Annotated in this window: 14 protein-coding genes; all 14 read right to left on the reverse strand. The window is 34.2% G+C overall.

Going from position 1 to position 14,588, the window contains the following annotated elements; translation table 11 throughout:
- Nucleotides 1-5: 5 nt before the first annotated feature.
- The 14 genes from N4A68_04465 to N4A68_04530 all read right to left on the reverse strand — a co-directional run bounded on the left by N4A68_04465 (nt 6) and on the right by N4A68_04530 (nt 14,528).
- Nucleotides 6-269 carry a helix-turn-helix domain-containing protein gene (locus N4A68_04465; GenBank protein ID MCT4563553.1) on the reverse strand — a complete coding sequence of 88 codons (264 nt, stop codon included), beginning with the start codon at nt 267-269 and terminating at the stop codon, nt 6-8.
- Nucleotides 262-591 carry a hypothetical protein gene (locus N4A68_04470; protein ID MCT4563554.1) on the reverse strand — a complete coding sequence of 110 codons (330 nt, stop codon included), beginning with the start codon at nt 589-591 and terminating at the stop codon, nt 262-264. The genes N4A68_04465 and N4A68_04470 overlap by 8 nt, the downstream gene beginning before the upstream one ends.
- 10 nt (nt 592-601) lie before the next feature.
- The gene (locus N4A68_04475) at nt 602-811 is read right to left on the reverse strand and encodes a mercury transporter (GenBank protein MCT4563555.1); all 210 of its coding nucleotides are present in this window, start codon (nt 809-811) and stop codon (nt 602-604) included.
- Between the two features lie 11 nt (nt 812-822).
- Nucleotides 823-1,662 carry a DUF6102 family protein gene (locus N4A68_04480; GenBank protein ID MCT4563556.1) on the reverse strand — a complete coding sequence of 280 codons (840 nt, stop codon included), beginning with the start codon at nt 1,660-1,662 and terminating at the stop codon, nt 823-825.
- 30 nt (nt 1,663-1,692) lie between these two features.
- Nucleotides 1,693-4,875: an S-layer homology domain-containing protein gene (locus N4A68_04485; protein MCT4563557.1), complete on the reverse strand. Its 3,183-nt coding sequence runs from the start codon at nt 4,873-4,875 to the stop codon at nt 1,693-1,695.
- A gap of 40 nt (nt 4,876-4,915) precedes the next feature.
- Entirely contained in the window at nt 4,916-5,134 is a 219-nt protein-coding gene (locus tag N4A68_04490) for a DUF6133 family protein (protein ID MCT4563558.1), read from the reverse strand.
- An 87-nt stretch (nt 5,135-5,221) separates the two neighbouring features.
- Nucleotides 5,222-5,554 (reverse strand): hypothetical protein, encoded by a 333-nt coding sequence (locus N4A68_04495; protein MCT4563559.1) that lies wholly within the window; start codon nt 5,552-5,554, stop codon nt 5,222-5,224.
- A 3-nt stretch (nt 5,555-5,557) separates the two neighbouring features.
- Complete coding sequence (locus N4A68_04500; GenBank protein MCT4563560.1) at nt 5,558-7,687, reverse strand: type IV secretory system conjugative DNA transfer family protein; 2,130 nt, start codon at nt 7,685-7,687, stop codon at nt 5,558-5,560.
- Between the two features lie 162 nt (nt 7,688-7,849).
- Nucleotides 7,850-8,806, reverse strand: a complete 957-nt coding sequence (locus tag N4A68_04505) for a relaxase/mobilization nuclease domain-containing protein (GenBank protein MCT4563561.1) — start codon at nt 8,804-8,806, stop codon at nt 7,850-7,852.
- Nucleotides 8,755-9,081 carry a MobC family plasmid mobilization relaxosome protein gene (locus tag N4A68_04510; protein MCT4563562.1) on the reverse strand — a complete coding sequence of 109 codons (327 nt, stop codon included), beginning with the start codon at nt 9,079-9,081 and terminating at the stop codon, nt 8,755-8,757. The genes N4A68_04505 and N4A68_04510 overlap by 52 nt, the downstream gene beginning before the upstream one ends.
- 41 nt (nt 9,082-9,122) lie before the next feature.
- Nucleotides 9,123-9,440: a hypothetical protein gene (locus tag N4A68_04515; protein MCT4563563.1), complete on the reverse strand. Its 318-nt coding sequence runs from the start codon at nt 9,438-9,440 to the stop codon at nt 9,123-9,125.
- A gap of 261 nt (nt 9,441-9,701) precedes the next feature.
- The gene (locus N4A68_04520) at nt 9,702-13,763 is read right to left on the reverse strand and encodes a hypothetical protein (protein MCT4563564.1); all 4,062 of its coding nucleotides are present in this window, start codon (nt 13,761-13,763) and stop codon (nt 9,702-9,704) included.
- Between the two features lie 100 nt (nt 13,764-13,863).
- Entirely contained in the window at nt 13,864-14,175 is a 312-nt protein-coding gene (locus N4A68_04525; GenBank protein MCT4563565.1) for a hypothetical protein, read from the reverse strand.
- Nucleotides 14,176-14,216: 41 nt separating this feature from the next.
- On the reverse strand, nt 14,217-14,528 hold the full coding sequence (locus N4A68_04530) for a hypothetical protein (protein MCT4563566.1): 312 nt from the start codon (nt 14,526-14,528) through the stop codon (nt 14,217-14,219).
- Nucleotides 14,529-14,588 lie beyond the last annotated feature (60 nt).

Genomic DNA, 14,588 nt, shown 5'->3' on the forward strand with positions numbered 1-14,588 from the left:
AGTTGTCACCTCACAATATACTCATTTGCCAGTCTTCCACCATCCTCTGTATATTTGCTACGAATATAGATACAACCACTTTTTTCTAATCGCCAAAGATTCTTACGTACAGTTGTTTTATGTATCCCAAGAATCTTACTTAGCCTTTTCTGTGATATCTGAACACCACCTTCTCTATCTGCTAACTTGCTCAGGAGCATATAAATCATTTTCGCAGATACTGTAGTCTTTATTTCTCCCACTACTTTAAATTCATTAATCCTATCCACCATGTCTTCTCCTCTCCATCCTATAGACATATTTGTATTTCTTTTGTCCAAATTGATATCTAATAATAAAGCCCATTTGATCGACTACTGATATATTGGAGTTGTCCTTAGTTAACATAAGAACTGCTCCTGATACAGCAACCAACATAAATACAATGGTGACCACCGTATTTCTTGTTACAAAGAATTGCAAAGTATCTATTGCTCCTGCCACTAAAGTAACTAGAATGGTTTTCATCAATTCTTCCTTACCATATCCATTGAATATTTCTTTTCTTAGTTTTAATCCCTGTGGGATATATAATGGTTTTTCTCTTGCCATCTCATCACTCCTATGTGTAATAGCTGGTTATCACGTCTTTTATCACATAACAACTTTCTGCTAGGATATAAAAGACAATCACGTTCCTAATCTTCTTTTTATAAGCCTTCTCTAACTCTTCATCTGTTCCCATCATCACAAAGCAATAAACTACTCGAAGGACTGTGCCACTACGAATGAGGATTAGGAAGACATTAGATAGTTCTTTTAATATATCCATCCTCCCACCTCCTACTTCTTAAATAGTGCCTTACCCATTTGATAAATTCTTGCTGTAGAATAAATCTTATTACTAAGTCCTCCACCTTGACCACCTGATATGATTAAGAATTCTTGCAAAAACTTCGGTGTTCTAATGGCTAGTACCATACTAGCAACGCCCCAAAAAACATGGGCGTTGAGCATAAGCCCAACGCCGAGTTTTGCTAGTACAATCTGTACAAGGACTGCCAGTGTACTTTGAAAGAATTTCTGTATGTAGCTTTTAAATAGATTGCTATCAGCTCTATCCATTAAACCTACACAGGCAAGGGGCAACCCTATCCTTAGAATCATAATCTCTAATCCTCTTGTTAGAAATTGAATATATAAAACAAAGAAGCAAATGAAGAATATCAGCGATACAATACCAGTAAACAATCCTGCTGTGGCTATACCTGCAATGACGGTTTCAAAGGATATGGGCATTCCTCCTGATATAAGTAAGATTAACTCATTAGACATATCTTCTATGATGGTTGCAAGCCAACCATACATGGTTGGAAAGCATATACTGGTGGCAAGTGCCTTTAGAAAACCTATAAATAACGTTGAAGGTTCATCTCCTGCATCACCATCATGCCATAGGATGTATTTGTTGAATCCATTCTTTAGGAATTTGAGAATAATGAGAGATATACCAAAGGCAAAGAAGATATCAAAGATCGGCTCTATGGCATTAATACCAAGTAGGGTGTCCATATACCTTTCAGCATAAAGCACCATTGGTACAAGCCCTTCTAAAAGGGTGTCTACATAAATGAGACACCCTGATAAAATAGCACTTATAAGGAGCATAATTACAACTTCCAAATGTCCGCCTCCTTACATTTTTTCTCTAGCCTATTCAAAATGATAAAACACTGAATAAGTAATATTGCTTTTGTTATACATGCAATTGTGGTTGGTATAATAATAAAACTCCAACTCGCTGTAAATACCCGAAGTTAGAGTTTTGTTAAACGTAATACCATTTTTCGTTCTTTGATAACTGAGTTGATCCCATACGCCTGTTTTTATATTATAGCCACGTACACGTCCATAATCATCCCCACTATGACCACTTACTGGTGGTACTGTAAAGGTGTATTTTGTGATAGTTGCTCCCTCGATGCCTTCCTCAAGAATGACCGATTCGGGACCAGTTAAGGTCATGCCACCACCCTTATTAGGGTCAGCAACAAAAAATACGATAGCTGTCCAAGGTGATTCAGCACCTGCACTATCTACTGCTTTAACACGAATTACATTTTTACCAAGTGGATATGTTGCTGACTGAGATGGTCTACCTTCCCAAACATAATTAATATCATCTCCTTCGGGATCAGTTGATGTTGCTGTCACAGTAACTTGGGTACTCGGTAAGACACTATTACCACTAGGAGTTCTTGTAATAATGGGTCTACTAGGTGCTTGATTTGAGACAGTAAAGGTTAATTCTACCCACTCTGAATACCCACCATATTCGTCCTTTGCTCGTATCTGAATGGTATGTGTACCAACACCATAGTAACTATCTTTTGTCGTTCCTTGAAACTCATAGATTAGCGCATCATCATTAGAATCAGTGCTATTGGCGTTGATATTCACTTTGAATTTATCATTATTAGATAACCTAGTCACATCAGCCGTAACGATTGGTGTTGATGGTGGATTATTATAAATAGTAATGTCCTTTTCTGATATAAATACTCTACCTGTCGCATCTGCGACTTTAGCACTCAATGTGTAACTACCTGTGGTATTAAAAGTTAACTTCCCTCCATTATCAGTAAGTGTTCCTTCTGTATATGCATCTAGTGAAACCAACTCACCTTCCTTTTTCAACGCCCATAGAATACTCATATCATTGAACTTCTGCGCACTGACTGACACACTTGTTCCAACATGAGCTGTCTGAGGAAGTGTCAATTCTATGTTAGGAATGGGATGAACTAAAATAGTTCTATTGCAAGAAAAAGTTCGACCTAAGTTATCTACCATTTCTGCTGTTAATTCATATTGTCCGTCTTCTATAAAACGGATATTACCACCCTGTGCATCCAGTGTACCTTCTGTAAATTCTTCTAAATTCTCAGAGTTGCCATCTTTAATAAGATGCCATTTTATAGGTAGCGTATTCGTATCTCCAGTAAGATTAAAATCAATGATTTTATCCGTATGAGTTGCTTTGGGCAGTTCAAATTGGATATTCAGTACAGGATGTACTTTAATGCTATTTGTGGACTCAAAATCAAAAATACGTCCAGTATCATCTGTAACTTTAGCTACTATTTCATAGTCTCCCGTATTTTTAAATCGGATTGTGCCAGACTCATTATCTAACTTTCCGTCTACATAGATATCCCAGTCCTGAAAATCATGGCTATCCTTTACCATCCACTCAACTGTTAGATTTTCCATATGCTCAGTAATTGTGGAAATCGTAATGGGCGTATCCGTATGAGCATTATTAAGTAAATCAAATAAAACCTTTGGAACAGGATAGATAACGATAGATGCTGTGTTTTCAAAACGTCTATTAGTATTATCCGTAATAGTTGAGGTTAATGAATATGCGCCCTTATCCTTAAAACGTATAACACCACCTTCACTTGTAAGTTCTCCTCCAATGTAATCACTGAGAGTTACGTTTTCACCATTACGAGTGAGACTCCAAATAAGGGTTGTATCTTCTAAGGATTCAGAAGATACTACATTAAAATTAATATTTTTATCTGTATGTGCTTTGTCAAGAAGCTTAAAACCCATATTTATGGTTGGATAAATGATAGTGGATGCTTCATGACTATAACTACGTTCTTTTTCATCAGTGCAAGTTGCTATGATGCTGTAGTTCCCTTTTTCCTTTAAAGTAATGCTACCGCCTTCATTACTAAGCATACCTTCTATAGCCGCATCCCATGCTACATTTTCGCCATCTTTGACTACCGACCATACAAGGTCAAGTTCCCCTAATTCTGTCACCTTTACATCTATTGAAATGGGTTTATCAGTATGGGAATACTCTGGTAGTTCAAAGGCAATGTTAATCACGGGTAAGACTATTAAACTTTGAGAATAGCTTGTCGTCTTACCATTATAATTGGTCACTGTAGCAGTCAATGTATAGTTGCCTTTTTCTTTGAAAACGATGCTACCACCATCTTTTGTGAGCCTTCCATTGATTTCTTCTGGGAGCTTAAGTTCTACACTGCCATCGCTAGTTTCTTTGGTAAGAGACCATTTTAGGGTACTGGTATTTTTGCATATTGTTGTTACCTTGATTTCTGTATCCGTATGCACCTTATCAGGCAGTTCAAAAGTTACCTGTGCTTCTGGATAATAGACATAGTCATCATCAGAATGATTAGATGACTGTTTCTTTTTATTTTCTTCTTCCAGTTCTTTTTTAATCTTCTTCAAGGCTTCTTCTTGTCTTAATAAAAGTGCAAAAGCTTCAGCTCTTGTCGTCTCACCATCAGGACGAAAAGTACTATCAGGGTAGCCTTTTATCAAATCATATTTTGTTGCAAGATTGACAAATGCCTTATCTACTATAGCGATCTCATCGTCATCTTTATAAGGTGTTCTATTGTTTAACTGCTTTGCTTCTTCACCTTTGTCAAATGATCGTACCATCATTTTTACAATCTCTATTCTTGTAATTGGCTCATTAGGCATAAAAACATCGGCATAGTCTGATGGATCAAGAATGCCGATATCAATAAGTATTTCAATGTTTTTCTGTGACCAATGGTTTTCGATATCTTTAAATATAGAGACTTCATCTTTAACATAATGCTCTTTACTCTCTGTCTGCCTAACCAAGAGTGCTGCAAATTCCCCTCTTGTAATTATTTGGTCTGGTCGAGCTGTTCTGTCAGGAAATCCTGACACAATCCCTTTTTCCATAAGCTGAGTAATAATTTGCTCTGCCCAATGCCCTTCTATATCAGAAAATGTTAGTTTCTCAGCATAGCTACTCCCAAGTGAGAGTAGCAGCATTAATATCAATATATAAATCATATTCATTTTATTCTTCATAATCTACCTTTCCTTTCGTATAATTTTTATGGACTACTGCTTAACCATTAAAATTGAACATTTCAATAATTCTTTGTTTAAGCTGTGGTAGTACTACATCGCCGATTAATGCATATAGACCTGCAAGTAATAACGCACCTAATACGACACTTATTAGAACGGTAATTGCTGTATTTAATGCACCTTCACCTTTCTTATCTGCTAATACCATTTTCCCTCTTAATACTAAATTCATGATTTTCCATTGTAATTTTTTCATTATAATTTCTCTCCTTTTGATTGATATTTTGTATCTAAAAGCATTTGCTTTTAAATCAGTTTTAATTGATTTGATGCTACTTATTAACTATTGATAGTAGCCAACAATTAGATTGATAATGGCACTACCAAGGACTGCCCCAATGACAGATATAATCGCTGTCATAATACGATTGTTCCAACGCTTTTGATCTTGCTCATCTGCCCCACTTCTTCTGATAAAGAAGTAGATAACAAGTAGACCTCCAACAATAGGAGCAAGTATCATTAACCATGTAGTTGCGTCCCTGATAAGAGCTTCTGTACCTTTAGCGATTTTACTGTCTCCCACTGGACCACCTGTAGCAAATACAGGGGTACTAAAAAACAGCACTTGCATCATCACAAGCACTGCTAATCCTTTACTTTTAATTTTATCCATGAACTAATTTCCTCCCATCTGTGCATACATGACATTTTGATTGCTACTTTTAGCAGTCGATTTTTTTAACTGGTCTTTGTGAAACTCCCATATATTCCATAGATCAATGGTGTTTACGCCTTGCCTTTCTTCTCGCTCCCTCTCACGATATTGTCGAATTTTTCGGTTATGTTCTTTGTTCCCAAGTCCAAAGAGTTTATTGAACTGCCATTTACCTAAGTCAGGTATGGTCATCATGGCAGGATGGGTACGAGAAGTCACTAGAGCATAGGGACGATTAATCAGTTTTATTTCATCTGTTGTGAGTAATGCCCTATGAGTAAGATTAGTCGAATGAGATGTAGATGGTGTGGTATATTTTCCATGAGAACTGCTAAGGGAATAGGTTGATACCGTATAGTTCCCTAACTTCTTGGATATTTCTTCGAGTGTACCAACATCATCTGCCTGTAAATAAATCCATGTCTCACAGTTACTCTTAATGGTTTGAGCAACGTCCTTGTTATAGATTTCATCTAATTGGGCAAAGGCTTGGATGAATAAAGAAAACCTTATACCACGCCCACCACCTACGGTTAACTTATTGGCAAAGTCAGGTATCTGTGTGAAGTTACCAAACTCATCTAATAAAAGGTTCACTCGATTAAGTAATCGTCCTCCTCGATCATCTGCTACTTTTACAAGTGCCATATAACACTGATTAACAAAGAGACTGGCTAAACTATAATAGGTTTTTTTCTCATCAGGTAAGATAATAAACAGTGCTGTTTTCTTATTACTGATATCCCTTGGGTTAAAATCACTTTCATTGGTCATTGACCATATAAGAGGATTAGTAAAAAGTCGTAAATTAGTAAGATCTGCCGTAAAGAAACTTCCCTTCGTTTTAGATGGTGCAACCTCTGAGATAGCAAGTAACCCTCTTGCAGGATGGGTACTTGGAATGGTATTCAAATAATCTTGAAGTGGCATTTTGCCATTAACCGTTTTGCACATTTCAGATATAAAAAAGTAAACATTGCTTAGGTTCTGATATTTACGGTTATGTGCGCCATCATTGATTCTGTTATCATAAACCACTGCCATAATAGCAGCGGCGATGATACTGGCTTCACCATTCGACCATATCTTTTCATTGTGACTTTCTTCTGGTACAAGTGCTTGCGTTAAATCCCATGTGGCTTCAATGGCTCTTGGGATATTGTCTTCATCAATGGCATCAATAATCGGCTGTAGGAAGTTATACCGCTGAGACTTAAGTGGATTTTTAAAATCAAGAGCATAAACTTCATAGCCTAAGTTTCTAAGATAAGGTGCTGTGTAAGTAAAGAGTTCTGATTTAGGGTCACTAATAACCATACTCTCTCCTGCAAGCCCTAAAAGACCGATACTTTCTAAAACAATGCACCGTGTTTTACCACTTCTAGTTGCCCCAATGCATAATGTATGAATATCATCATCAATATAATAAACAAGCTCTTTACGCCCCTCCCTCTTCATGCCAATGACCACACCACCAGTAGCTACCTTTTGATTTTCTTTGGGTTGCGTATTTTCTTTTGATGTGGCATATATCCTCTGGTTTTCTTCAAGGATTTGATCTTCGAGATTTTTAATTGTTTCTTCTTGTTCATCACATTGAACATCTTGCTTTTCTTCTTGGGATAATGCTTCATCTTTTAGTTCTCCCTTCTTCATAGCACTTACTTCTGTTTGACTTTGTTTTTTAAGTGATTTGATGGTATCGTCGTCTTTCTCTAGCACCACGGATTTAAAGTGATTGTCCCTCTCTTTATCTGTTAGCCACCTTGCTGAACCAAATTGTCGTTGTCCTGCTGATACTGGTGTTTTTATGAGTGGTGTTATTTCTACAAGTTCACTGTGATAGGGTCGATCATTTAGCAAGTAATAAAAAATAGCCCCTAATAGAATCACTCCATTAAAGGCTAAAAATAAGAGCAGATGTTGTTTATCACTTATCATACTCCCTACAATGGTACTTAATTTAAACCATTGAACGTACCCAATTTCTCTTTTTAATAGAAAATGAATATTGGTGGTAAACAGAAGGTTCACACCTGTCCCTAATATGAATATACCTACACTCAGATACAACTTTAGCTTTTTATCCATTCACTGCATCACCTCTTTTCACACATTTTCTAATCATGCAATAATACTTGATATGTTGATTCCCCTCCTCATCTTTTCTTTTCATCTTATGCAGCAAATACATACAGTTATCGCATTTGCAATTATCATTGGTAAATGTAATACCTATAATCGCCACCTCCCTTACATCTCATGACCACTTTCTTTTTCCCAGTTAAGTCCTGTATTTTGTTTGGCATTTAAAATATCATCTGCCCTTGATGCATTCTCCATCTGACTTAATGGATAAGTATTTTTATGATCCATACCGCCATCCATTTCAAAGAGTTTTATGGCAGACAATAAGCCCTCAAACTTTGCCTTTGATACTTGCTTGTCTAACTTGACAGCATTTACTTCAAAGCGTTGTTCGAGGGCTTCTTTAGTAAACCTCTCTGGTGGATACAGTTTTCTATTTCTGCATTTCTTCCCATCTATGTTGGTAAAGGTAATGTACTTTCTATTATCTGACCATTCAGTTTCATAGCCTAACCGCTTCAGTTTATCAATAAAATCTTCTCTTGACGTGGCATACCTTTTAGCTTCGCTCACAGCTAAGAACAGTTCATGTTTCCAACTGTGTCCCTTTCCCTTGGTACGATATTCACCACGATTGATGTGGCTACCTTTCTTACCGTGAGTTACAATCAAATCATAGCGTCTACAGATTTCATCTGAATAATCTTTAAGTTCCTGTAAATCTTCTTTGCTCATTTTCCACTTCATGCCTGTATAGCTGTTGACCGTGTTCAGAATAAAATGGGTGTGAAGATGTGACTTATCTGTATGCGTTGCATAGACTATTTGAAATCCTTTGAATTTATCCATTAACAATAATTCATCAGCAATAGCTTTAGCTGTTTCTGGTGATATGGCTTCACGATTAGAAAAGGACTGAATGAAGTGAATATATTGTCTACCTGTTTCTTTATTATAATGTCTTTTGGTCATGACAAACTCATTAAAGGCATTATCAACATCACAGTTAAAACCACCATATAGACCAAAGGCTGTTTTATCATTACGAAGAATATAGTCTATGGCTCTTCTTAATCCTGTATACGTTTTGTTCCTTCCGTTAATGAATTCAATAATTGCCATATCTCATGTATCTCCTTTTTGATGGGCTGTACATCAATAGTTGTTAGCTTTCCTTGATGTGCCAAGATCAGGGCTTGATTTAAATTGCTCCCTAACTTAGATAATTGGTGAGTATGCTCCTTTAAGCCTTCATAAATAACAATATCCCTCTCAAGGGCTTGGAGGGATACATACTGGCTCATATTCATTTTGGCTTTCTTGGCTTTTCTTTCAATCTGTCGATACTCGGTATCGGTTACTCTTAGTCCAATAAATCGTTCTTTTTTTATGGTCATCACTCCTCACTAAATACAAAAAACTAGCGGCATCATAACCACTAGCATTCATTGTTTTGTTCATTTAATTTTTTCATGATTCTCATACCATCAACTTGACCCTGTAAATAGATTTGATTGCCTTCCAGTATGATAAGAGCAGAATAGATTTCAATAAATTGTTCTATTAAATTCTGCTCTGGCTTCTGCAATTTCTTTGAAAGGGTTTCTATCTTGTCGTGTAGCTGTCCAAATTCTTTACGTAAAATGGAGTATTCTACACTATGTTCCCTTAATTTCTTTAAAACTTCTTCTCTATATTCAGTAGAGAACTGTTCTAAGCTTTCATAGAATAACTCTTCACTTACAAAACCACGCATCACATTCCCTCCCTAAGTATGATTAAGACCATTTTAATTCTTAACCTTACTAGAAGTCTAGTTATGGTAGGAAATATTTGTGGGTTTGGGCAACGCCCAATCTTAAGGGGACTGGGGATATCCCCAGCAAGCAACTTTGTTTAACAAAGTGGAAGCTTGCCCGCAGGAAGGCAAAGCCTTCCGAGGATTGCGGTTTTGTGGGATATTGGAAAGTAAACAATGAGTATCATTCACTTCTCCCAATGTTATTTCATCACATAACTATTGAACAATTAAGTTAGATCTTCTCATATATGAATTTAATTCTTCAATATTGCGATTGAATATTTTACTCATTAAATACTCTTCTCTTCTAACAATATTAGTTCCCAGTTTTGGTATTGGTAATACCGCTCTAAAACCATCCACCCACACTAAACTAAAACGCCTTCTTATATTCCCATCAACAAATAATTTGTAATCATATCTATAGGCTGATTTATCTGGATGACATGTAGCCCAATCTTCTTGAAATGCTTCTCTTTCATCATAATCATTCCAACTTATCTTGATATTCGGATTTAAATTAGATATTGCTTCGTTTTGGGACTCATCAACATTCCACTCACCACGAATAGCCTCGATGATATTACCCTCTTTCTCATAGACATAATTTGAATTACTAATCAACAACTCACTAAATTTAATTAAATGCTCTATATAATGAATTCCCTCATTCATTTCTCCAATTATAAAAAATACACGTATCATATTATATATTCCATATGTACCACCTTGATTAATGATGTACTGAACTATTGCTTCTCTCGTTTCTTCTTTTTCATAAAGAACAGCGGTAGGAAAATGACAATATTGCACAAACTCATTACCAAAGTATGATGGATAATTCATTTTGCTAAATGTATCATATAATTTAGTCAGTTTGCTATCTAAGCTGTATTCTATTTCTACTAAATCACGCCAAAATTGAATAGATTTATAGGGCGCATCATTAACTCTACAAGCATAATATTCTTCTATATTCTCAATGTTAATACAATCCATATCATACTCAAATATTTCTCCATCACTATAGGGAGAATAAGCAGATACATTATATAGATATCGTTGTAAAAATTCACTCTCAATGTTACATTTTTCTATAACCCACTTAAGATGTTCCATTGAACCAGCATTATCTGAGGTTTTATTTATTGTTTCTAAAACGTTATATAGTTGATGACATTTCTTCTCCATTATATCGGCATCGTACCAGAAGCTTTGATGAGCAAGATACAAACACTCCGGTAATGCTCTACTCACTAATTGCTCTGCTCTGTAAGCTGGTCTTACCATACTATTATCTATACCGTAAATCAGCAATTCATATTTTTTATCAATATCAACACTATCATACATAACTGCTAATTGAAATATAGATTCGCTCTGACTATTATATTCATCAATATCGTCTCTTAAGGTGTCTTTTAGAATTTTATCTAACAATCCTTTATTTGCAACCTTTTCAAATAGATTCTTATTAGATTTATAAATTGTAAACAACACTGTTTGTATATATATAATGCTCTCGTAATTCAAGAGTTCTCTCAGAAATTTTTTCACCTGCAAAGGATCAAAATTAAGCTTTGAAATAAAAACCCCTAACATATGAGAATGGTAATATCTTAACCATCCATTATAGATAAAATTATATGGCTTAATTACTTCCAACCACTCATCTAATATTTTTCTTGTATCATGATAATTATTATAAGCGATTCTAGTGATCTCCACTCCTAACTCAAACTCGCTTAATTTGTATCTACAATTATCTTTTTGTAGAATTGCTAAAAGTATATGTAACTCAATATGTCTTGACCATGATGGATAATTTCTTTGGTTCGCTTCATTAAATGCTTTCTTCAATTTTTCCTGATATTTATCTTCATCACTTAAAAGAGTATATATTGCTAATGTATTAGTGTAATATTTTTCGTCCTTATCCTCAATTCTATAAATTAGTTTTTCTCTAAATTCAATAGCTTCATCTGTTTTTTGTAACAAGATATTAATATATTGATGTTCTACTAAGTTATAGGATAATACTTCTAACATGTATATATCCATATTCTCAACTAAAGTAGACAAATACTTCAACTCAAATTCCAAAGACGTTCTGATGAAGGAATGTTCTAGTTTATTATCATTTGCAACATAATCCATGTGTTTTACATTACTATCAGTTAACTTGGACTCACTTAATAACTTCTTGTAAATATCATTCATGCCTTCATTTTTAATATTATATAGATAGTAACAAAGTCTCCCAATATTTTCATGATTTACTTTGACTGTTTCTATTGAAAACTTTTGCTTTACAAAAGGACTTATATCAACACCATTAGTTCTATGATATACCTCTGCGAAATCAGGAAAATTCTCTTCGGTTATAGCATCTCCAATATTCAAATTATCATTGCTTAGTAAAAACTCCAATTCTTGTTCCTTGTATGTTGATAATAAATATAAAAATGTATTAGAATACGAATAATGCGGCTCTACATACATATATGATTTATTTCGTCCAATCAAATCATCTCTATATTCTTTTGAGATATAATACGAACCTAAATACCCTTCTAAGAGCCTTAACGATAAACATTTATAAGTATTTCTATTTAATTCTGATCTTTTTAGACTTGTCCTTAGGAAAATATTTATCATGAAATCTCGATTAGAAAAGAGTTTTAATTCTCTTAATATTTCTGGTCTATCATAATATTCTTTTTCTATTTTCTGATACAAAAAGAATTCTTGGAATCTCTTATGTCTAAACGACATATTCGTTTTTGTACCTTCATAATAACTTGCTTCAAAAAACAAATCTGTCAATGCTTCAATAATTGTATTAATATCACTAGGCGATTTCACCCCAAAGTTTTGCTTAATTATTTCTTGAGCTTTATCTAATGAAATAGAATATGAGAGCTTCTTTTGCATTTGAAAAGATATTTCTTGGCATATTTCACATATTTTTTCTTGCTTAGGTTGTAGTAAAGAAAGTTCCCTAAGTTTTGAATAAGTTCTTATCCAATAAAATATAGCTAATTCAATAATTTCTATTTTGCTTGTTGTAAAATCTACATCTTCTATATTTTCCCACAAAATATTAGCTGAGAATATATCATCTATTTCACTTATCAGTTTTCCATTTTCAAGATTCTTCAGTTTTTTCTTTTTAATATCATTATTCTTTGAATCAAAGTACTTTTCTATATCATTAAATTTTAGTTTATCGAAAATATACTCGTTCCATAAAAATTCTTGTCTAAAATACGAAAGATTACTTGAATCTGATCTTGATGAAATTACTAACCCCTTCACATCATTTCGCTTTGATAATTGCTTAATTGAATGGAGTATCTTACTAGCATCATAATATGGTACTTCGTCTAAACCATCAAATAGGTAAAAATATTTATTTCTTTCATTTCTATAGGATAAATCATAATCAGTCAATCTTTCTCTAATCAGATTTTCAATATTACCATTTATACACTCTCTTAACCTTATAAATACTGGAATGCATACACATTCATCCTTCTTAGGCTTCTCAAAATAGAATGCATTAAATTTATCTGAAAAATCTTTGTAAAGTTTCTTCATTGCAACAGATTTTCCAGTTCCCGCTGCACCTAATATTACTGCAAATTTATCTTTCGTCAAATTTGATATTAAGTCTTCTACAGTCCTTCCATTTGTAAAACTTAAATTTAGAAATTCATCTGATTGTAAAAAGGTATTATCTTCAATTGAAATAGCATCTCTTATAAATTCCCATTCTCTTGAATCGGAAAAATACATTTTATATAGATCTAGATTACTAGATTCTTTAACCATGTCTAGTATATTATCAGCTTGTAACCACTTGATCTCTATGTTATTTTTTTTAGCAATACGTGCTATATCTATTCTTGGCGTATCAGATCCCGAAAGTATCTCCTCATCAGTACAGACATGGCTTAATTCGGCATTTGTGTAAATATAAATAACATCTAATTTTCCTTTAAAATACTTCACTGCTTTTTTTAGTGACTTTCTAACCTGACGATATTTCGTGTCATTACTTTCACTTATAAAGAATTTGCACTGTGCTCCATACCATTTCTTTTCATCTTTATCCTCGACAGGTTGAAATTCTAATCCCGCCTCATTTATATTATAACTGTATTCATATGCTGTCTTTTTTCTATCTCGAAGAAAGAGAACTCTACACATGTCTTCAAAAGCTTTGGTTCTATCTTTATTTTTCCTATTAAAATCATACCAATCAGCTCTTACCAAAATCTATTTACTCCTTTCTAAATTATTTTTCAAAACTCAACTCCTTATATATTACATATTATACCATGTTGAAATAATAAAAAATAGCCTGTCAAGCAAGCTACTTCAACAAATTCAACCGATGCATCAAAACAACACAATCACTATACCCACGCATATAAAAGAAATCACCCTCAAATTCCTGCACATCCCTTAAGTCCATCATATAATCTCTTATACACTGACTTTGTTCCTTAGAACACTCATCCAATGCCTTAAAAAATTGCTCTTCTCGTTCTTCTAACGAAGCAACTAATTCAGCATAATGAGGAATTCTTTCTAGCATATTTGCTCTTGTTGAATCCTTCATTGACTGAGTGAGCTGACACAAAGCATCCATAATATCCATTACATCGTTTATGTAACCTGACATACACACCTCTCCTTTTCCTCAAATAAACAAATGAAGCAATACTATTTAAATAGATTAAATCGATGTAATAACGCAATACAATCCCTATATCCACGCAAATAGAAGTGATCGCCTTCATCACTGTGTTTATCCATCATATCCACAATGTATCCTTGTATCACTTTTCTCCGCTCCATTGGACACTCCTCCATGATTACACGATAACGTTCTTTCTTTTCGTTTAAGGATGTAACTTTTTCTATATAGTCTGAATTATGTTCTATCATCTCTTGCTTTGTTACATCTTTTAAAACCTGTGCAAAATCACATATAGCATCCAAAACATCAACTTTCTTTTCATTACAAATAGGCATGTTCACCCCCTCCTTTTCTACTCTAAGAATAGATGAGTGGGGGCTTTAATGTCTAGAAAT

The sequence above is a fragment of the Maledivibacter sp. genome, from assembly GCA_025210375.1.
GTDB lineage: Bacteria > Bacillota > Clostridia > Peptostreptococcales > Caminicellaceae > JAOASB01.